Below are 19,756 nucleotides of genomic sequence, written 5' to 3'. Positions count from 1 at the left end.
GGAAGGGGTGGCCGGATGCCGCCGCCGCGAGGATGGGACGGCGGCATCCGGCCCGGTGGCTGCGACCACAAACGCAGCCACGGATTGGGATGGCGAAGCAGTGCCTACTTGAAGAAGCAGTGCCTACTTGAAGAGGGCGTTGACCTGCTCATTGGCCTGGGTGAGGGAGCTGGCGGGCGCCTTGCCGGAGACCACGGCGTCCATGGCGGTCTCCATGATGCCCTTGACCTTGGCGGTGTTGTCCGTGATGGGGTACAGGAATGTGGTCTTGTCCTTGACGTGCTCCGTGAACGCGGTGACATCCACACCCTTGGCCTTGAAGGCTTCAGCTGCCTTGTCCGAGGACGCCTTGAGTGCGGGGAAGACCACGGCGTTGGAGGCGACGACATCCTGGCAGTCGGCGGACGCGAGGTATTCGACCCACTTGATGGCTGCGTCCTTCTTTTCGGTCCCGGCCCAGATGGAATCTGCCAGGCCGTTGAACATCGACGCGCGCTCGCCTTCGGGGCCAACGGGGGTGGGAGCGATGCCCACCTCAATGCCCTTGTAACCGGTGTACTGGCCGATCATCCAGGAGCCGTGCGCGTTGATTGCGGACTTACCGGCTGCGAAGGTGTCCGCCATGGCCGCGCCCACGGTGGTCTCAAGCTTGGGCATGTAGCCCTTCTCGGCCAGCCCTGCGAACCAGTCCATGCTCTCCTGGAACTTGGGGTCGTCGTAGTTGTACTTGGTGCCCCACGGGTTGTTGTCGGTGTGGGACCAGCCGGTGGTGTTCGTGAGGTAACTCCACTCCGTCTGGCCGGAGGAGTCGCCGCCGCCGTTCAGGCCAAGGCCGTAGACGTCAACGTTGTTCTTGTCGAAGCCGGGCTCGTCGCCGCGCTTGCCGTTCTTGTCCACGGTGAGGTGCGCGATGACCTTCTCGTAGGTGCCGCCGTCTTCGGGGTTCCAGGTGAGGTCCTTCATCTGGTCCTCGGTGATCCCGGCGCCGGCCAGCATGCCCTTGTTGTAGAACAGGCCGATGGTGTCCCAGTCCTTGGGCAGGCCGTAACGCTTGCCGTCCTGGCCCACCCAGAGGTCTGCAAGGCCCTCGTTGTAGGCGGAGAGGTCCACCTTGTCCTTTTCGACGGCGTCGTCGATGGCCAGCAGCTGGTTGTTCTCTGCCAGTTCGCCGTAGCGGCCCAGGTGGTTGGTGAAGACGTCTGGTGCGGTGCCGCCCACGAAGCCGTTGGTCAGTGTGGACCAGTAGTCGTCCCAGCCGCGCTGGGTGATCTTGACCGTGATGTCAGGGTTGGCCTTCGTGAAGTCGTCAGCACACTGCTGATAGGCGGGGAGCTGGTTGGCATCCCAGAGCCAGTAGCTGATCTCGCCCTTGGCGGCTTCTTCTGACGAGGATCCGCTGCAGGCAGACAGGGAGAGTGCCACAGCTGCGGCGACGGCAACGGCGCCGAGGGATTTCTTCATGGTTCTACTTTCCGTTCGGGGGTATTGGCGGGAGGTGGGATTGCTTATTTGATGCCGGAGAAGCCGATGGAGTTGACGATCTTCTTGCCGAAGGCCGCGAACAGGATCAGCACCGGCAGGGCCGAGATGAGGGTTGCCGCCATGAGGCCGGACCAATCCGGTGCGCCCTGCGGCGACTGGGACTTGAAGACGCCGAGCCCCACCTGGAGGACCCGGACGTCGTCCTGGGAGCCGACCAACAGGGGCCAGAAGTATTCGTTCCACTGGCCGATGAAGGTGAGCAGGGCCAGGGTGGCGATGGGGGCTGCGGCGTTGGGAAGCACAATCTGGAAGAAGATCCGGAGGTGCTTGGCGCCGTCGAGCATGGCCGCTTCCTCCACCTCACGGGACATGTTCAGGAAGAACTGGCGGAGGAAGAAGATGGCGAACGGCGTCATGAAGACGTACGGCAGGACCATGCCGAGCATCGTGTTGAGCAGGTCCAGGTTCTTGATCAGCAGGAAGTTGGGGAGCGCCGTGAAGATCGGCGGGACCAGCATCGTGCCGAGGAAGAGGCTGAAGACTGCATTGCGGCCCTTCCAGCGCAGCCGGGCGAAAGCGTAGGCGGCCATCGCGCTGAAGAAAACGGCGCCGGCGGTGGTGATGGAGGAAAAGATGATCGAGTTCCGCAGGTAGAGCCAGAAGTCGATGGCGGCACCGGAGCCGCCTTCGGCCACGGCTTCCGCCGGTGACTGCAGCCCGAAGACCCGTTTGAAGGCGCCGAAGGTGAACTCCGCCGGCAGCAGGCTGGCGGCGCTGGAAGCCAGGGCATTGTTGGTGGACAGTGCGGTCCTCAGCACCCAGAGGAAGGGCAGGACGGAGACGGCGATGGCGAGGACCAGGAGGGCCCACGCGCCGGCACGGCGGGCGTTGAACGGACGACGGCGGCGGGTTCCGGCCGGCATCGTTGCGCGGCTTGCGGTGGTGGTCATGCGGGACTCCTAGTCCAGGTCCGATTCGTTGCCCTTGAGGAACTTCATCTGGATGAAGGCCACCAGGGCGAGGATGAGGAAGAGAATGACGGCGATGGCGGATCCGTAGCCGAAGTCCGACTCGGTGAAGGCGCGCTGGTAGATGTAGTACTGGATGACGCGGGTAGCGTTGACAGGGCCGCCCGCGGTGGTCACTGCAACGGTGTCGAAGACCTGGAACGAACCGATCACCGTCACCACGAGGACCAGGACCAGGACCGGGCGCAACAACGGGATGGTGATTTTCCGGAAGGTCTGGAATGCTGAGGCGCCGTCCAGTTTGGCCACCTCATAAACGTGGCCCGGGATGGCCTGCAGCCCGGCAAAGATCAGCAGTGCCGTGTAGCCCATATGGCGCCAGGTATTGATCAGGGCCTGGGTGGGAATGGCCCACTCCTCGCTGCCGAAAAAGGCGATCCGGGGCAGCCCGCTCCACTCGATGAACTGGTTCACCACGCCGATCTGGTAGTCCAGCATCCAGAACCACAACAGTGCGGCGATGACGTTGGACATCAGGTACGGCAGCAGCAGTGCCCCGCGGATGATCGTGGACTTTGCCACCTGGTGCATCAGGAGGGCCAGGCCCAGGGCCAGGGCCGTCTGGAGGAGGATATTCAGGAAGACGTACTGTCCTGTAACGGCGAGGGAATTCCAGAACAGCGGATCCTTGGCGATGGCCGTGTAGTTGTCCAGGCCGATCCATTCCGGATCACCGAGGATGTTGTATTCCGTGAAGCTCAGGTAGATGCCGCGGATGGTTGGCACGACGTAGAAAAAGACGAACCCGATGAGCGCCGGGGCGATGAAGAGCAGTGCAATCCTGAGGTCCCCGAACCGGCGGTAGCTGCCTTGCGGCTTGGGCGAAGCCGCTGCCGGCGGAGCCGATCCGGGGTGTTTGGCAAGGGTGGTCATCTTCGACCCTTTCCTGACTGTGATGTGAGTAACAACCGGGATGTAATCTACACGAGTAGATTGGCCGCAGCAAGCTTTTGTTTTTCCTCGGATGTAACAGGCATTTTCCATTTGATGGTCTGTTGACTCGAGTAGATGCGGGTGAAACACTTGCCTTCCCGAAGGACAGCGCTTGCCCGGTGCTGCCAAAACTTCCCGGAAGGAAGACAATGACGTTCTCAATCGGCGTAGTAGGAGCCGGCCAGTTTGGCAGCCAGTTCGCCCACCTGTTCAACCTCCACCCCGGCGTCAGTGCCGTCCACGTGGTGGACGAGCTTCCGGAGCGGGCTGCGGAAGCGGTGGACCGCTATGGGCTGGCCGGGTCACAGGCAAGCTTTGAGGAGCTCCTGGCCTCCGACGTCGACGCCGTGGCCATCTTCACCCAGCGCTGGACGCACGGTCCGCTGGTGGAGCAGGCCCTCCGCGCCGGCAAGCACGTGTACTCGGCCGTCCCGATGGCTGTTTCCGAGGACGAGATTGCCCGCATCATCGAGGCTGTCCGTGACACCGGGCTGGTCTACATGATGGGGGAGACCAGCTACTACAACCCCGCCACCGTCTATGCGCGCAAGCAGCTCGCTGAGGGGAAGTTCGGCCGGATTTTCTATGCCGAAGGCGACTACGTCCACGACATGGACCTCGGCTTCTACGAGGCCTACCAGTACAGCGGCGGGGACCGCTGGAAGGAAACAGCCAGCTACCCGCCCATGCTCTATCCAACCCACGCCGTGGGCGGAGTACTCGGTGCCGTTCCCGCCCATGCGGTCAGCGTCAGCTGCGTCGGAGTCAGGGATGACCGCAACGACGGCGTCTTTGACAAGGACGTCAGCATGTTCGGCAACGACTTCTCCAATGCCACGGCCCTCTTTGAGCTGAACGACGGCGGGGTCATGCGCACCAACGAGATGCGCCGGGTGGGCTACCCCTCACACATCCGGGAGTCCCGGTTCCGGTTCTTCGGCACCGAGGCCAGCTTCGAACAGCTCGCGAAAGTCACCGTGTGGCAGGACAAGCGCAACGTCCACGACATCTCCGAGCAACTCGAGACCCGGCCCAGTATTTCCCTGGACGACCCGTCGCTCGCCAATGTAGCGCCCGAGCTGAGGGACGCCTTCGTCTCCGGCCTGGCACCGGTCCACGACCCGGAACGGCTTCCGCAGGAGTTCCGGGGAGCGCCGAACGGGCACGAGGGAAGCCACCACTTCCTGGTGGATGACTTCGTCACGGCCGTCAACAACCGCACCCTGCCGCCGGTGAACGCCTGGGTGGCGGCCCGCTTCACCCTCCCCGGAATCGTGGCGCACCAGTCGGCTTTGCAAAGCGGCGCACGGCTTCCCATCCGTGACTTCGGCGATGCGCCGGGTACTTGTACCTAACATGGACAGCATGACTTCTCCGGCAACGCAGGCCACACGGGGCCCCGTGACGCGCAAGGACGTGGCGCGATACGCCGGCGTGAGCACCGCCGTCGTTAGTTACGTTGTCAACGGCGGGCCCAAGAAGGTGGCGCCTGCCACCGAAGCCAAGGTCCAGGACGCCATCCGCGTCCTGGGTTACCGTCCCAACGCGGCGGCCCGTGCGCTCAAGCTGGGCTCCAGCGAGACGCTCGGGCTTGTGGTTCCGGATATTTCCAACCCGTTCTTCTCGCTTTTCTCCCATGCCGTGGAGGATGCCGCGGCAGAACTGGGATATGCCCTGGTGTTGAGCAACTCGGACGGGAACCTGGCCAAGGAGCGGCGGAATATCCGCAACCTTGCCGCCCGGCAAGTGGACGGGGTGCTCCTGGCCAGCGTCCTTTTCGAACCGGATCTGGAGGTCCTGGAAACGGCGGACATTCCCTCGGTCCTGCTCAACCAGGAGCGGGATGCGCCGGGGTTCAACAGCATCGGAGTGGATCTCGCGGCGGGCGCCAGGATGGCCGTTGAACACCTGATCAGCCACGGGCACACCAATATCGGCCTGGCCATGGGCACCAATGTTTCCGGCAATACCGACGGCCGTGAAGTGGGTTGGCGGGAGGCTCTGCAGGACGCGGGCCTGCCCGAAGGGCCGATTGTCTACCATCCCTTCACCCGGCCCGGCGGCTACCTTGCCGGCCAGCGGCTGCTGGCTTCCGTCAACCGGCCGACGGCGATCTTCGCCACGTCCGACATGCAGGCGATCGGCCTGTTGCGGGCAGTGCACGAAGCAGGGCTGTCCATCCCCGGCGAAATTGCGGTAGCTTCCTTCGACGGTTCCGCCGAATCCGAATACTCCTGGCCCCCGCTGACCACAGTGGAGCAGCCGGTGGCCGTGATGGCGGAAGCCGCGGTGGCGGCACTGGTGGGAGCCAGCCGCGGGGAAAAGCCGCAGCACCGGATCTTCCCCACGAAACTGCACATCCGCCAATCCTGCGGCTGCCCCTAAAGGGTTTGGTTAGAGGCCAGCGAGCCTCAGCCGGCCCACCCGTTCCTGCAGGATGCGCTGAGCCTCCGGACTGAGGCCTTCGTCGCTGATGACTTCGTCGACTTCCTCCAGGGAAGCGATGGAACTGATGCCCAGCAGGCCCCACTTGGTGTGGTCAGCCAGGACCACAGTCTTGCGCGCAGCCGCCACGAAGGCGCGGTCCGTTTCCGCCTCCAGAAGGTTGGGGGTGGTGAACCCGGCGTCGGCATCCATGCCATGGACGCCGAGGAACAAAACGTCCAGGTGCAGCTGCTTCAGGGCGCCGGTGGCGATGGGGCCCACCAGCGCATCCGACGGCGTGCGCTCGCCGCCAATCAGGATGACGGTGGACGCATAGCGGGCGGAGCCAGCGGACGCGGCGTGGTGGAACAGATCCGCGATGCGTACCGAGTTGGTGACAACAGTGATCCGTGGCCCCCCGGTGAGTTCCTTGGCCAGTGCCCACGTGGTGGTTCCGGCGCTCAGGCCCACCGCCATGCCCTCCTGCACGAGGCTGGCCGCCTCAATCGCGATCGCCTTTTTCTCGTCGGTCAGCTGTGTGGACTTCAGGTCGAATCCCGGCTCATGCGTGCTGGTGTCACCCGGGACCTTGGCGCCGCCGTGGATGCGCTCAAGGCGCCCGCCCTCTTCAAGCACCTCAATGTCCCGCCGCACAGTCATCAGCGATACCCCCAGCTGCTGGGCCAGGTCTGAGACCCTGACCACGCGTTCGCGCTGGAGGGCGTCCAAAATGGCCTGGTGGCGTGCGACGGCGAGCATTCGGGCGGTTCCTTCGGGGCAGGCGACGGGGCTGCTCCCAGCATACGGCGACGGCGCCGCCCACCGAGTGGGCAGCGCCGTCGTCGCGGGGACTTCTATTTCCTGAGCGACTGGGCGATCTGTTGCATGATCGTCGGATCGGAGAGGGTGGTGGCGTCGCCGGGGTCGCGGCCTTCTGCGACGTCCTTGAGGAGGCGGCGCATGATTTTGCCGGACCGGGTCTTGGGCAGTTCGGGGACCACCAGGATGTTCTTCGGTTTGGCGATGGGTCCGATTTCCTTGCCCACGTGGTTCCGGAGTTCCTGGACGGTGTCGTCGCCGCCGTTGACCGCGTCGCCACGGAGGATGACGAACGCGACGACGGCCTGGCCGGTGGTTTCGTCTGCGGCTCCGACGACGGCGGCTTCGGCCACGGCGGGGTGGGAGACCAGGGCGGATTCGATTTCGGTGGTGGAGAGCCGGTGGCCGGAGACGTTCATGACATCGTCCACCCGGCCCAGCAGCCAGACGTCCCCGTCTTCGTCCTTCTTGGCACCGTCGCCGGCGAAGTACATGGTCTCGAAACGGGACCAGTAGGTGTCCTTGAAGCGTTCCGGATCGCCCCAGATCCCGCGGAGCATCGCGGGCCAGGGTTCGCGGATCACCAGGAACCCGCCGTGGCCGTTGGGTACCGATTCGCCCATTTCGTCCACGACGTCCACGGCGATGCCGGGCAGCGGGACCTGGGCGGAGCCGGGTTTGGCGGCGGTGACGCCGGGCAGCGGGGCGATCATCTGGGCGCCGGTTTCGGTCTGCCACCAGGTGTCCACGATGGGGGTCTTGTCCCCGCCGATGACGTTCCGGTACCACATCCAGGCTTCGGGGTTGATGGGTTCGCCCACGGAGCCGAGCACGCGGAGGGAGGTGAGGTCGTACTTGTCCGGGATCTCCCGGCCCCACTTCATGAACGTCCTGATCGCGGTGGGCGCGGTGTAGAGGATGGAGACCTTGTACTTTTCGATGATCTCCCACCAGCGGCCCTGGTGCGGGGAGTCCGGGGTGCCCTCGTACATGACCTGGGTCGCGCCGTTGATCAGCGGGGCGTAGGTGACGTAGGAGTGGCCGGTGACCCAGCCGACGTCGGCCGTGCACCAGTAGACGTCAGTGTCCGGGTGCAGGTCGAACACAGCCTTGTGGGTGTAGGCGGTCTGGGTGAGGTATCCGCCGGTGGTGTGCAGGATGCCCTTCGGCTTTCCGGTGGTCCCGGAGGTGTAGAGGATGAACAGCGGGTGCTCGGAGTCATGCCCGACGGCGGTGTGCTCGATGGAGGCTGCCTCGACGGTGTCGGCCCACCAGTGGTCCCGGCCCTCGGTCCAGTCCACGTCCTGACCGTTGCGCTTGACCACCACCACGTTCTGCACCGTGTGGCCGGCCTTGGCGAGGGCTTCATCCACGGCGGGTTTCAGGGCGCTGGGCTTGCCGCGGCGGTAGGTGCCGTCGGCGGTGACCACGAGTTTGGCTTCGGCGTCATCGATGCGGGAGCGGAGCGCGTCGGCGGAGAACCCGCCGAACACCACCGAGTGAACGGCGCCGATCCGGGCGCAGGCCAGCAGCGTGATGACCGCTTCGGGGATCATCGGCAGGTAGACGGCCACCCGGTCACCCTTGGCCACGCCCAGGGATTCGAAGGCGTTGGCTGCCTTCTTTACTTCCTCGGTCAGCTGCGCGTAGGTGTAGGAGCGGGTATCGCCGGGTTCGCCCTCGAAGTGGATGGCCACCCGGTCGCCCCGGCCGTTCTCAACGTGCCGGTCCAGCGCGTTGTACGCGGCGTTGACCTCGCCGCCCACGAACCATTTGGCGAACGGCGGGTTGGACCAGTCCAGCGCCTCGTCGAAGTCCTTGCTCCAGGTGAGCAGCTCCCGCGCCTGCTTCGCCCAGAAAGCCGGCCGGTCGGCGTCGGCCTCCTGGTACTCCTCGGCGGTGACAACCGCGTTGGCCGCGAACTCCGGCGAAGGCGGGAAGGTCCGGGTCTCATGGAGCAGGTTTTCAAAGGCATCGCCCTGCTGTGCCGAGCCTGCGGGAACGGTGGCCGTGGAGCTTGGAGTGTCCTGGGACATGTGAACCTCATCATTCATCGATCTTTGCTGCGCGGCATGGTGGCTGCCGGCCGGGCTCCGCCGCACGCACGACGTTGGGCACCGGCCGATCACGGACATACCGCAAAGAGCTGTTCCGGAATCAAGACTAATGCTTGCCCGGACATACATGTGTGCCCTGTCACAGACGTACCCGCGAGCGGCGTCCATTAAGCGGTGAATGGTTGGGCCCGCCGTCGGGAGGACGCCCCCGGCGGCGCCGTTCAGCTAGTGATCAGCCCGGCTGTTGACTAGGCTGAAATGGAATTGTGACTTCACTTCGGACCGCTGTGGACAGGCGCAACTGCGCGTGGCCGCGGCGGAACCGGTGTTACGACGGCACGATATCGGGGCCATGCCGGCCCCGGTGCCGCCACGCTAAGGAGAACAGAATGAACCAGCAAAGCTTTGGCCAGAAGACCGGCCCTGATACCGCGGCAGGTTCCGGCGCCGCCGGACCCGCCACCGGGGCAGGCCAGCAGGCCACGTCCGAAGGGAAGCCGGCAGGCCTTGCCAAGGACGCCAACCAGGCAGTGCTCGGTCCGTTCACCGTGCGGGACCTGGCCGTGTTTGCCGCCACCCTCATCCTGTTCATCGCTTCGCTGCTGCCCATCTTCGGCGGCCGCTACAACCTGTGGAACCTGAACAACCTCTTCTTCCTGGGATTGGGCATCATCCTTCCCCTCATCGTCAGCGCCCTTTTTGCCGCGCGCAGGCTGGCACCCGCCACCAAAATCCGCATCGGCTCCCTCTCCATCGACCAGTTCGCGTCGGTGGTGGCCTGCTTCGCCGTCGCCTTCTTCTTTTTGTCCGTGGCAGGCGCGTACGTGCCCAGCCTGCTGGTGGGCCTGATCGGCTCCCTGATCCTGTTCGCTGCAACGGTCCTGGGCCGCTTCCTGCCGTACCTTTCGGGCGATTTCAAGGACCGCGCTGAGGTGCCGGCGCATGTGGTGGCCCGTGAGGCAGCCGCCCCGGTCCAGAAGCCCCGTGCACCCAAGCAGCCCAAGCCCGAGTCCGCGTCCAAGCCCGGCGGCGGGAAGCTGCTGGGCGCTGCCGGCGGAAAGCTGTTCGGCGGTGCCGGCGCCGGATCCTCGGCCGTCCAGCCCGGACCCACCCATCATGCACCGGCCACTGCGGCCGTTCCCACGGCAGCCGCGCCGCATTCACCTGCTACCGCCGCCGTCCCATCCGCCGGCGTCGCTGCGGCGGGCGGACCCGCTGCTGGTGGTCCTGTATCCACCGCCCCCGAAGTGTCCGACCGGGCGCCCGAAGTTGACGCCGGCCCGCCAACCCAGGCAGCCGACGTCGTCCGTCCCGCCTCCGCGCCTGCCGCAGAAGAGACGCAGTTCGGGGATGTGCCCGTAGGTGCCGGGGCAGGCGGTTCATCCGCGATGTCCCATCACGACGGCGGCGCCCAGCTGGCTGCCTCCGCGGCGAGGAGCACGTGGGAACCGCCGGCGGCAACTGCCGTCCATCAGCAGGTCCGCTCCGAGGAACCCATTGGGGCCACCGTGGACCCTGCCAGCCGGCACGGCGAATCGGACGAACTGCCCATCCATGAGGCGTTCTGGTTCGCTGTCGCCCAGCACCGTACCGCCTACGACCCCCGCACCGGGGCCCCGGCCTTCGTTATTGAGCCGGGCGGGTGGGTCCTTGCCCTTGAGGACCGCGGCCACGAGTTCCTGGTCCAGCACACCGACGGGCGGCTGGGCGTCCTGCGGGACCTCAGCAACATCGAGCGCGGCTAACGCCCATGGCCGCGCCCCGGGCCAAGGCCGGCGGAGGGAAGGCTGCCGCCGGCCAAGCCGCCGGCATGCCGGTGGTTTCCTCCGAGTCGGTGCTCGCCCTGAAGCGGCGGGCGCGGCGCATCAACAGGGCTTTGGCCGAAAAGTACCCGTACGCACACGCGGAGCTGGATTTCACCAACCCTTTCGAGCTGCTGGTGGCTACCGTGCTGTCGGCCCAGACCACGGATGTGACGGTCAACCAAATCACGCCGCTGCTCTTCCAGAAGTACCCGGACGCGCGGGCCATGGCCGAGGCCGACCCCTCCCGGCTCGAAGAGATCATCAAGCCCACCGGCTTCTTCCGGGCCAAGTCCCGGAACCTCATCGCACTGGCCACCCGGCTGGTGGACGAGTTCAATGGCGTGGTGCCCGGCCGGCTCGAGGACCTTGTCACCCTTCCGGGGGTTGGACGCAAGACCGCCAACGTGGTGCTCGGGAACGCGTTCGGCATCCCCGGCATCACGGTGGACACCCACTTCGGACGGCTGGCCCGCAGGTTCGGCTGGACGCAATCGGAAGACCCGGTGCAGATCGAGTCTGATGTGGCCGAACTCTTCGAGCCGAAGGACTGGACCATGCTTTCGCACCGCGTGGTGTTCCACGGCCGGCGCGTCTGCCACTCCCGGAAACCGGCGTGCGGGTCGTGCCCGGTGGCCAACTGGTGCCCCAGTTACGGCATGGGCGAAACGGATCCGGTGAAGGCGGCCAAACTCCTCAAGTACGAGCTCGCACCCGGCAGCGAGGCGCTGTTGGCGGAGCTGCTCGCTGAAACCCACCGTGCCGCCGAAATCAGGATGGCCTCCCGGAAGCGGACCCTGTGAGCGCCCGCGAAGACCTTCTGGAACTGGCGCGCCGGGCCGAATCCGGGTCAGCCGCCGCCCCTGACCCCCGATGGGCTGCCCTGACGGTGGACGAGGAGCGGGCGCGCAAGGCTGCCGTCCTGATGCTCTTCGGCGCGCTGGACGATGTTCCGGCCACCTCCGGCAAGCCGCTGGCGCCCGCCGACCTCGATGTGCTGCTCCTGGAACGGGCCCACACCCTGGGATCGCACCCGGGGCAGGTGGCGTTTCCCGGCGGCAGCATCGATGCCAACGAAACTGCCGTGCAGGCAGCGCTCCGGGAAGCAGTAGAGGAAACCGGGCTCGAGTCAGACGGGGTCGAAGTCCTGGGCACACTCCAGCAGCTCGGCCTGGCTCACAGCAATTTCCTGGTAACACCAGTGCTGGGCTGGTGGCGGTCCCCGTCACCCGTGCGGGTGGTGGACTACGCGGAATCCTCGCAGGTTTTCAGGATCCCCGTCCGGGACCTGCTGGATCCGGACAACCGGGTGATGGCTACCGTCCACCGGGCCGGCCGGACCTTCGACAGCCCCGCCTTTACCGTCAACGGCGTGGTGGTGTGGGGGTTTACCGGGATTGTCCTGAGCGGGCTTTTCGACCAGCTTGGCTGGTCCGTTCCGTGGGACCGGAACCGCCTGCATCCGATGGGGGTGTAAAGAGTAAGGGAGCCACGCGCGCCTTTGAGCGCGGCTGCCCGGTCTGGTGCGGGCGCCCGTTATGGTGCCGGGCGCCCGTAAAACTCCAGGCTTAGGCTTGCTGCTGCCGCAGGTCCACCACTACGCCTGTTGCTGCGTTCTCCCGCATCGCCTTGATGCCGTCAACCAGTGTGTTCAGCGACTTGAAGTTGGGTGAAACGGCAACAATGTTGCCTTCAGCGTCCGTGAGCCGCAGCCGGTACGACTCGTCTCCAACTCGATGAATTTCAAACCTGCCCGCCATATGCCGGACCTCCCCTGGGTATGCGTCTTTGCATCATCTTTGGCGCCGATCTGCCTCAGTCACCGGTATGAACTGTAACGTCCGTCACGCTGCCCGTCGAGCTACTGCCGGGTAGGTTACTTTTCCTTAACTGAGGGCCGTGCAGCCAGTTACTTTGCGTGGTCGTAGGAATCAACCACGGCCACGCTGACCGGAAACTCAACCGGGATGGGGCCGAACAGCAACTCCTTGGCCGCGCTGGCCGCGTCTTCGATGGCCTTGATGCAGGCGCCCACTTTCTCTGCGGGCGCGTGGACCATCACCTCGTCGTGGAGGAAAAAGACCAGTTCGGCACCCACGGTGCCTTCCGTGCGGAGGCTGCGCAGCCGTCGTCGTAATTCGGCAAGCCAGCACGCCGCCCAGTCTGCCGCCGAGCCCTGGACCACGAAGTTCCGCGTGAAGCGGCCCCGGGACCGGGCAATGGACTCTGCACGGCGCTGCTCCTCCGCGGTGGTGGAGCGCTGGCTCTGCAACCATCGCTCCGACGGCGGCGGGCTGCTGCGGCCCAGCCGCGTGGTCACGGTGCCGCCTGATTCGCCGGCGCGCGCCGCGCGTTCCACGAAGTCCACCGCACGCGGATAGGTCCGTGCCAACTGGGGCATCAGGCGGCCGGATTCGCCCGAGGTGGCGCCGTACATGGCACCCAGCAGGGCCACCTTCGCCTTCGCCCGGTCACCGCCGAACCCCTTGGCGGCGATGCCTGCATACAGGTCCTGGTCCCGGGCAGCCTCAGCCATGACGGCGTCCCTGGCCAATGCAACCAGCACGCGCGGCTCCAGCTGTGAGGCGTCCGCGACGATCAGCTTGTGGCCCGGATCGGCGTGCACGGCACCGCGGACCTGGCGGGGGATCTGCAGGGCGCCGCCCCCGCGGGAGGCCCAGCGGCCGGATACCACCCCGCCCACCACGTATTCGGGCCGGAACCTGCCGCCGGCAACCCACGCGTCAAGCCACGCCCAGCCGTTGGCGGTGTGCAGCCGGGACAGCTTCTTGTACTCCAGCAGTGGCCCGATGGCCGGGTGGTTCGATTCCTTCAGCTCCCACTTTCGGGTGCTGTTCACCTCGATTCCGTTGCGGTGCAGGGCGCGCATCAGGTCCTGCGGGGAATCGGGGTTCAGCGTGGGCGAGTTCAGCAGCTCACGGAGCTCCGAGTTCAGCGCCTCCAGCCGGGCCGGCCGCTGGCCCGCGGGCGGGCGGGGCCCCAGGTACTCAACGAGGATCTTCTCGTGCAGATCCTCCCTCCATGGGACGCCGGTATGCTGCATTTCCGCGGCGATCATGGCGCCGGCGGATTCAGCGGCCAGCAGCAGCTGCAGCCGGCTGCGCCGGTTCTCCCCGGTGTCCGCCGCCGCCAGGGCATCCTGCTGGGCGGCGTATTCGGACCGGAGTTCGTCCGGGGTGTACCGCGGTGCGGGACCGGTCTCGGGTTCGTCGAACAAGGCGCCCTGCTCCGCCGGCGGACGGGGCGGCAGGAGCGCCTTTGGCGGGAGCAACGGATCATCCACCGGCATCCTGACGGCGTTGCGCGCGTACTCGGTGTGGGCACTGAACTGCGAAAAGGCCAGGATGTTCCCACAGAGGCTGATGTCGTAGCACCGCTCCAGCTCCACGCCGGCCGCGAGCAGGTCCGGATACCAGTCCCGGGTGCGGTGCCAGATCCAGCGGGGCGGCTGCCCGCCGGGCCGCCTCGTTTCCAGATCGCGGACGACGGCGGCCAGGCCGCTTCGGTCCACAAGGCGCGGTTCGGGGTTGGCTGGCTGGGGGAGTCCGGCCTGCGTCAGCTCCTGCAGGGCCACGCCGTCGGGGTGGGCGGCGAGCAGCAGGTACATGGTCCAATTGTGCCCTGTTTTCCGGCGGCCCCGCTGACGGTGTGGCTTCCGGATGACTGCCTCGTCGGGCTTTTCCACATAGCGGCCGTGATCCCTTACGTGGCTTCGGCCGGCCGTGAAGAGTGGCCCCATGAGCAGGCACCAGTTGACCCCTTCCCACACCGAGCAGGGCAGTTCCGGCGGCGGAAAGCTGCGGCCTTCCGGGGCGGGACAGCTGGGAATATTCAGTCCCGGAGAGGCAGGTCCAGGGGACAGGGCCGATTCCTGGTTGCCGGAGGGTTCCGATGACGTGCTCCTGGTGACGTCGTCGGCGTTTCTCCGGGCCGAGGTGGAGCGGATTGTTGCCGCCGCCGGAGCGCATCTTCGGGTCGCGGCTGACGCTGCCGGGGCCAGCAGGCACTGGGACGGGGCCGGCGCAGTTTTGGTGGGGAGCGACATCCGCGAGCTGCCCCCGCGGCGCCGGGCACCCGCGGTCCTGGTGGGCCTCGACGGTGAAGGCGACAGCCTGTGGCACCTCGCCGCAGCCTTGGGAGCAGAACGGGTTGCCGTCCTGCCGGACGCGGCGGCGTGGTTGGCTGACCACCTCAGCCGGTCCAAATCGCCCGGCCCGGGAGGGCTGGTCCTCGGCGTGACCGGCGGGTGCGGCGGTGCCGGCGCAACCACTGCTGCCGTTTGGATAGCGCAGGCAGCGGCAGGCCTGGGAGTGCGCGTGCTGCTCGTTGACGGCGATCCCTGGGGCGGCGGCCTGGAACTCGCCATCGCTGCAGAGGAAAACCCGGGGCTGCGCTGGCCCGATCTCGCCGAGGCGAGGGGCAGCATCGACCCGGCACAGTTGTCGGACTCCCTGCCCATAGCCGGCGGGTTCTCGTTCCTGTCATGGCCCGCCAGCAGGGACCAGCCGGCTCCGGTCGCCGCTGCTACCACCGTGGGAGTACTCGACGCTGCCCGGCGGGGTTATGAACTGGTGGTGGTGGACATCGGGCGCAGGACAGAGCCGCTGCAGGCCTTTGCCTGGGACTGCGACCGTATTTTGCTCGTGGTTCCCGCGCAGCTCAAGGCAGCCGTGGCGGCCGTGCGGCTGCTGCAGGAATTTCCGCCGGTTGAGGCTGCCCTCCTGGTCCGGGGGAAACCCGGCGCAGCGCTGGACGGCTCGCTGCTCTCCGAGGCGATTGGACTGCCTGTCCAGGGCCGGGTGCCCGAACTGCGCGGTGTGGCCGCAGCCACGGAATCCGGGCGGCTCCTGGACCTCGGCAAGCGGCGGGGCGTCCGCCACTTTGCCGCGTCGGTCCTCGACCTGCTCGGTGACGATATGCCGGTGGGAGGGCCGGCATGAGGCAACAGCCCGGACTGGAAACAGGTTTGGGCGGCCGCAGGCGGGACGGCCGCGAGCAGGATTTCCGCAGCAGGCGCACCGTGGACGCCGGCCTTCTGGAATCGGTCCGCGAGTCCATGATGGCTGAGGCCGGGGCGGTCACGCCTTCGCGGGTGGCCGCCGCTGTGCAGGCCACCGGCAAGCTTTTGGGCACCGCCGGTTCCCTCGCCGCTGCGGAACGGATCAGCGCGGAACTCAACGGGCTGGGGCCGCTGCAGGAACTCACGCGGGACCCTGCCGCCACGGACATTTTCGTCAACGCTCCTGATTCCGTCTGGGTGGACAGGGGCCGCGGCATCGAGCGGACGCCGGTGGCTTTCGACAGTGAAACCCAGCTGCGGGCACTGGCCTGCAGGCTGGTCGCGGCGGGCGGGCGCAGGCTGGACGACGGCTCGCCCTGCGTGGATGTGCGGCTGGCAGGCGGCTACCGCGTCCACGCCGTGCTCCCGCCGGTCTCCACGGCGGGGACCCTACTCAGCGTCAGGATCCGGCGGGAACGGGTGTTCACCATGGACGAACTCGGCACGGCCGGAATGTTCGGCCCGCAGATGCAGGCTGTCCTGGAGAGGGTCGTCGAGCACAGGCTGAGTTTCCTGATCAGCGGCGCCACCGGATCCGGGAAGACCACCTTGCTCTCCACCCTGCTGGGCTTGTGCTCCCCGGAGGAGCGGCTGGTCCTGATCGAGGACGCGTCCGAGCTGAACCCCGTCCATCCGCATGTGGTGTCCCTGGAATCCCGCCACGGGAACCTTGAAGGCGGCGGCGAGGTGGACCTCGGCGAACTGGTCAGGCAGGCCCTGCGCATGCGCCCTGACCGGCTGGTGGTGGGTGAATGCCGCGGCGCGGAGGTCCGGGAGCTTCTGACTGCCATGAACACCGGACACAGTGGCGGGGGCGGAACAATCCATGCCAACACTGCCACCGCTGTTCCGGCCCGGCTGACAGCCCTGGGCGCCCTGGCCGGGCTGGGTCCTGATGCCGTGCGGCTCCAGGCATCCAGCGCCCTCGACGTGGTCATCCACGTAGAACGGACACGCCGGGGCCGGGAGGTAACGTGCCTGGGCCTGATCGGTGATGGTCCAGACGGGCTTGCTGTGGTCCCGGCGCTGGGAACGGCTGCGGGCGTTGCCGGGCCGGCGGGGATTCCCGGGCCGGGGGTTGCCGCGCCCGGTGTTGGTCCGGCGTGGCCCGCACTGGCAGCCCGGCTGGGACTGGACCCGGAGAGTCTCGCGTGATTTTCCTCCTGGCCGCGGCCCTGAGCCTTGCTGCGGTGCTGTTGCTCAAGCCGCCGTACGGGGCTCCGGGCCGGCTGCGCCGTGCCGCAGGTCAGGGTTCGGCTCCCGCATCCGCTTCCATGGGAATGCGGATTTTTTCGCGGGCCAGGCCTGCAGCCAGGAAAGGGAAAATGATGCGGGGGTCGCCTATGACCCTCGTGGTCCAGCAACTCGCGGCGCTGCTCAAAGGCGGGCGGACCCCTGCCCGGCTGTGGGACGAACTGTGGGTGGTGTACGGGGCTCCCGGCCACGAACAGCCATCGCACCTGCCCGCATCCGCGGCGCCCCGCTTCCCACCATCCCCGCGGCAGCACCCCTCCGGCGCGTTGTCCGCCGGGTCAGTCGCCGTGCTCGGCTCTGCCCGCGCGGCGGCGGCCGGGGGTACCCCGGTATCGGACGCAATCCGGCGGACGCTGCCAGCCGCGCCTGCCGGCGGGGACCGGGAGACCCGGATCTGGTCGGAGCTGGCCGCCTGCCTGGACATCGCCGAAGCAAGCGGATGTCCCCTTGCGGACGTGCTCACCCGGTTCGCCGCCCAGCTGGAAGTGGAGGACGACGCCGACGCAGCACGGCAGACCGCCCTCGCCGGTCCCAAGGCCACAGTGAGCCTCCTGACCTGGCTTCCACTCATGGGGCTGGGGCTCGGAGCGGCTCTGGGGGTGGACCCGCTCGCCATCCTGCTCGGCACACCCCTAGGGCTGGCAGCACTGGCAGCCGGGGTCGCGCTCACCGTGGCCGGAAGGGTCTGGTCGGCGCGGCTTGTCGCGGCGGCAGCCGGCGCTGGGGTGCCATGACCGGGAACTACGCCCTGGCCTTGGCCGTCTTCCTGGTGCTCGCCGCAGCTGCCTGCCTCGTTTGTGCCGGACCCGGGGCGGCAAGGAAGCGCCTGCGCAGCCTGCCTCTGGCCGGGGACGGGGCTGGGCGTGTGGAACAGACGGCGAGTGCCACGCGGAACCGGGGAGGGCCCGGTCTCAAGGACACGGCCATGATGCTCGAACTGGTCGCCGCGATGCTTGACGCAGGGTCCAGCATTGGGCGCAGCCTTGAACTGGTGGCAGCCTCGGCTTCGGCCCGGTACAGCGATTCGCTCCGGCCTGTTGTCTCAGCCCTGGCCATCGGCGCCGACTGGGACACCGCCTGGCGCAGCTCGGCCGTCCGCCTTCCCGAGATCCTTGAACTGCGCGATGCCCTGGGATTTGCTGCACTGACCGGTGCACCGTCGTCGGCCATCCTGTACGCCCAGGCCGCCCGGCTCCGCCGCGAACGGTTCCGGGCCGCTGAGAAGCGCGCAGCCTCACTGGGGGTGAAGCTGGTGGTTCCGCTGGGCCTGTGTTCGCTTCCGGCGTTCATCTGCCTAGGCGTGGTTCCCGTGCTGCTGGCCCTGGTTCCTTCCGGTTCCTGAATCCTTGCGGTTCCTGAGCTTCCTTCCGGTTCCTAAACGCGGGCCCCGGCCCATCCCGGCCCGCTGTCCGGTCTTGTCCTCCACATCAGCTTGTCCTCCACACCAGCGCAGCGGCCGGGCTTATCCACTTAGCGCAGCAGGAGCCTTACCGCGCCAGTGGGGGGCCGGAAGAGTCGGTACAGCCGGCAACACCACCGGCCCCAGGAAAGGAAACACCACATGTCCATGAACCACCACCGCCGCTACTTTGCCGGATCTGCCGTTCCCGCCGCTTCCAGGCCTGCTCCGAGGGGACACAGCGGCAGCCGTAGCCGCAGCACGGGGCCCCACCGGACGGAGGGCACCCTGCCGGCCAACGTCGTGGAGCTCTATCCGGGCGCAAGCCTGGCACCGAGCAGCGGCCGCGCCGTGCGCCTGATGGGTTCCGAAGCCGGCATGGCTACAGCGGAATACGCAATCGCCACGCTCGCGGCCGTGGGCCTGGCCGGGCTCCTGGTCTTCATCCTCCGCAGTGACGAGGTCCGCGGTTTCCTGCTGACACTGATCCGTACAGCCCTGGCGCTGCCGTGACAAGTGCATGCGAGCCGTTGAGGGGCGGAAAGCTCCTCATGGGCCGCGGAAGCCGGGGAATCCCCACGGCTGTGATGTCCGGCGGAAGGAACGCTGATGATTCCCGCGGCGCGGTAACCGCCGAGTTTGCTGTCGTCCTGCCCGCCGTCGTTGCTCTGCTGGTCATGCTCCTGGCAGGTGCTGCTGCAGGCGTCACGCAGTTGCGGATTGAGGAGGGGGCACGGGCCGGCGCCCGCGCCCTCGCCAGGGGTGAGGATCCTGCGGCTGTCGAAAGGACAGTCCGGACCCTGGCCGGCGGCACGGCATCGGCCTCGATCGCGGCCGAGGGCGGCTGGTTCAGCATCACGGTCACCGACCGGGTGGGCGGGCCCTTGGGTTCCTCGATTCCGTGGACCCTTACCGCCCGCGCTTCCACCCGGAGCGAGACCGCTACCGCGCTGCAGCCCGCCGTGCTTGAGGTCGACGTGCTCCGGGCCGGCGTGGCCGCTGATCGCGAGGATGGGACGTGACCGGTGGATGCCTGGCCTATGTTCCATTGCCTGATTGGAGAACGAGCCGGAGCAGGAGGGCTGCCGTGCGGAGCGGGGTGCACGAGTCGTGGGCCGGGTTGGAGGAGGATTCCGGTGAAAGGGGTTCCGGAACTGTCCTGGCCGCGGGCCTGGCACTGGTGGTCATGATGGTGATGGCCATGATGCTGCTCCTGGCCCAGTCTGCAGTGCTGGCCAGTCGGGCAGCTTCGGCCGCTGACCTTGCCGCCCTTGCCGGAGCTGATGCGCTGCGGGGAATCACCGACGGTGAACCCTGCACGGTGGCAGCAGAGGTGGCTGCCCGGCACGCGGCCGCCGTCCTCAGCTGCGCGGAAAGCGCAGGACAGATCCTCGAGGTCAGGACAGAGCTGAGGGAGCGGTCCATGCTGGGTCCGGCAAGCGGCCGGGCCCGGGCTGGACCGCCGCCTTAGCATCCAC

19 protein-coding genes are annotated in these 19,756 nt (G+C 67.3%); 12 read left to right on the top strand and 7 right to left on the bottom strand.

Features of this window, described 5'->3' with window-relative positions; translation table 11 throughout:
• Positions 1 to 123: 123 nt before the first annotated feature.
• Genes B5520_RS13465 through B5520_RS13455 form a run of 3 tightly spaced genes read right to left on the bottom strand, consistent with a single transcriptional unit; the run spans position 124 to position 3,383 of the window.
• Complete coding sequence (locus B5520_RS13465) at positions 124 to 1,461, bottom strand: ABC transporter substrate-binding protein (RefSeq protein ID WP_079597571.1); 1,338 nt, start codon at positions 1,459 to 1,461, stop codon at positions 124 to 126.
• Between the two features lie 44 nt (positions 1,462 to 1,505).
• Positions 1,506 to 2,432, bottom strand: a complete 927-nt coding sequence (locus B5520_RS13460; RefSeq protein WP_079597570.1) for a carbohydrate ABC transporter permease — start codon at positions 2,430 to 2,432, stop codon at positions 1,506 to 1,508.
• Between the two features lie 9 nt (positions 2,433 to 2,441).
• Complete coding sequence (locus B5520_RS13455; RefSeq protein WP_079597569.1) at positions 2,442 to 3,383, bottom strand: carbohydrate ABC transporter permease; 942 nt, start codon at positions 3,381 to 3,383, stop codon at positions 2,442 to 2,444.
• 209 nt (positions 3,384 to 3,592) lie between these two features.
• Here B5520_RS13455 and B5520_RS13450 point away from each other — a divergent pair, with 209 nt between their 5' ends.
• Together B5520_RS13450 and B5520_RS13445 are read left to right on the top strand one after the other, a co-directional pair.
• Positions 3,593 to 4,798 carry a Gfo/Idh/MocA family protein gene (locus B5520_RS13450; protein WP_079597568.1) on the top strand — a complete coding sequence of 402 codons (1,206 nt, stop codon included), beginning with the start codon at positions 3,593 to 3,595 and terminating at the stop codon, positions 4,796 to 4,798.
• Positions 4,799 to 4,808: 10 nt separating this feature from the next.
• Positions 4,809 to 5,828: a LacI family DNA-binding transcriptional regulator gene (locus B5520_RS13445; protein ID WP_079597613.1), complete on the top strand. Its 1,020-nt coding sequence runs from the start codon at positions 4,809 to 4,811 to the stop codon at positions 5,826 to 5,828.
• A 9-nt stretch (positions 5,829 to 5,837) separates the two neighbouring features.
• Here the strand turns inward: B5520_RS13445 and B5520_RS13440 are convergent, their stop codons facing one another.
• The gene (locus B5520_RS13440) at positions 5,838 to 6,626 is read right to left on the bottom strand and encodes a DeoR/GlpR family DNA-binding transcription regulator (RefSeq protein WP_079597567.1); all 789 of its coding nucleotides are present in this window, start codon (positions 6,624 to 6,626) and stop codon (positions 5,838 to 5,840) included.
• Between the two features lie 95 nt (positions 6,627 to 6,721).
• Positions 6,722 to 8,722, bottom strand: coding sequence for an acetate--CoA ligase (acs, locus tag B5520_RS13435; protein ID WP_079597566.1), 2,001 nt, complete (start codon positions 8,720 to 8,722; stop codon positions 6,722 to 6,724).
• Between the two features lie 410 nt (positions 8,723 to 9,132).
• Here acs and B5520_RS13430 point away from each other — a divergent pair, with 410 nt between their 5' ends.
• The 3 genes from B5520_RS13430 to B5520_RS13420 all read left to right on the top strand — a co-directional run bounded on the left by B5520_RS13430 (position 9,133) and on the right by B5520_RS13420 (position 12,022).
• Positions 9,133 to 10,488 carry a hypothetical protein gene (locus B5520_RS13430; RefSeq protein WP_079597565.1) on the top strand — a complete coding sequence of 452 codons (1,356 nt, stop codon included), beginning with the start codon at positions 9,133 to 9,135 and terminating at the stop codon, positions 10,486 to 10,488.
• A gap of 65 nt (positions 10,489 to 10,553) precedes the next feature.
• Positions 10,554 to 11,348 (top strand): endonuclease III, encoded by a 795-nt coding sequence (nth, locus tag B5520_RS13425; RefSeq protein WP_079597612.1) that lies wholly within the window; start codon positions 10,554 to 10,556, stop codon positions 11,346 to 11,348.
• On the top strand, positions 11,345 to 12,022 hold the full coding sequence (locus B5520_RS13420) for an NUDIX hydrolase (RefSeq protein WP_079597564.1): 678 nt from the start codon (positions 11,345 to 11,347) through the stop codon (positions 12,020 to 12,022). The genes nth and B5520_RS13420 overlap by 4 nt, the downstream gene beginning before the upstream one ends.
• 91 nt (positions 12,023 to 12,113) lie before the next feature.
• Here B5520_RS13420 and B5520_RS13415 read toward each other — a convergent pair whose 3' ends face one another.
• Positions 12,114 to 12,305 (bottom strand): YegP family protein, encoded by a 192-nt coding sequence (locus tag B5520_RS13415; protein ID WP_079597563.1) that lies wholly within the window; start codon positions 12,303 to 12,305, stop codon positions 12,114 to 12,116.
• Between the two features lie 149 nt (positions 12,306 to 12,454).
• Positions 12,455 to 14,173 carry a bifunctional 3'-5' exonuclease/DNA polymerase gene (locus tag B5520_RS13410; RefSeq protein ID WP_079597562.1) on the bottom strand — a complete coding sequence of 573 codons (1,719 nt, stop codon included), beginning with the start codon at positions 14,171 to 14,173 and terminating at the stop codon, positions 12,455 to 12,457.
• 268 nt (positions 14,174 to 14,441) lie between these two features.
• Between B5520_RS13410 and ssd the strand changes: the two genes are divergently transcribed.
• The 7 genes from ssd to B5520_RS13375 all read left to right on the top strand — a co-directional run bounded on the left by ssd (position 14,442) and on the right by B5520_RS13375 (position 19,749).
• Complete coding sequence (gene ssd, locus B5520_RS13405) at positions 14,442 to 15,506, top strand: septum site-determining protein Ssd (RefSeq protein ID WP_254865571.1); 1,065 nt, start codon at positions 14,442 to 14,444, stop codon at positions 15,504 to 15,506.
• Positions 15,503 to 16,780 (top strand): TadA family conjugal transfer-associated ATPase, encoded by a 1,278-nt coding sequence (locus tag B5520_RS13400; RefSeq protein ID WP_079597560.1) that lies wholly within the window; start codon positions 15,503 to 15,505, stop codon positions 16,778 to 16,780. The genes ssd and B5520_RS13400 overlap by 4 nt, the downstream gene beginning before the upstream one ends.
• Positions 16,777 to 17,613 (top strand): hypothetical protein, encoded by an 837-nt coding sequence (locus tag B5520_RS13395; protein ID WP_079597559.1) that lies wholly within the window; start codon positions 16,777 to 16,779, stop codon positions 17,611 to 17,613. The genes B5520_RS13400 and B5520_RS13395 overlap by 4 nt, the downstream gene beginning before the upstream one ends.
• Positions 17,610 to 18,221 (top strand): type II secretion system F family protein, encoded by a 612-nt coding sequence (locus B5520_RS13390; protein ID WP_079597558.1) that lies wholly within the window; start codon positions 17,610 to 17,612, stop codon positions 18,219 to 18,221. Before B5520_RS13395 ends, B5520_RS13390 begins: the two co-directional genes overlap by 4 nt.
• A 219-nt stretch (positions 18,222 to 18,440) precedes the next feature.
• Positions 18,441 to 18,791: a DUF4244 domain-containing protein gene (locus B5520_RS13385; protein WP_079597557.1), complete on the top strand. Its 351-nt coding sequence runs from the start codon at positions 18,441 to 18,443 to the stop codon at positions 18,789 to 18,791.
• A gap of 74 nt (positions 18,792 to 18,865) precedes the next feature.
• Entirely contained in the window at positions 18,866 to 19,300 is a 435-nt protein-coding gene (locus B5520_RS13380; protein ID WP_079597611.1) for a TadE family type IV pilus minor pilin, read from the top strand.
• Positions 19,301 to 19,365: 65 nt separating this feature from the next.
• A complete protein-coding gene (locus tag B5520_RS13375) occupies positions 19,366 to 19,749 on the top strand; it encodes an Rv3654c family TadE-like protein (RefSeq protein ID WP_254865568.1) in 384 nt (127 codons plus the stop codon).
• Positions 19,750 to 19,756: the final 7 nt, after the last annotated feature.

Origin of the sequence: Arthrobacter sp. P2b, assembly GCF_900168295.1 — a bacterium.
Lineage (GTDB): Bacteria > Actinomycetota > Actinomycetes > Actinomycetales > Micrococcaceae > Arthrobacter.
Note: the sequence above shows the minus strand (reverse complement) of the source record. Positions and strands in the feature narration are given on the sequence as shown.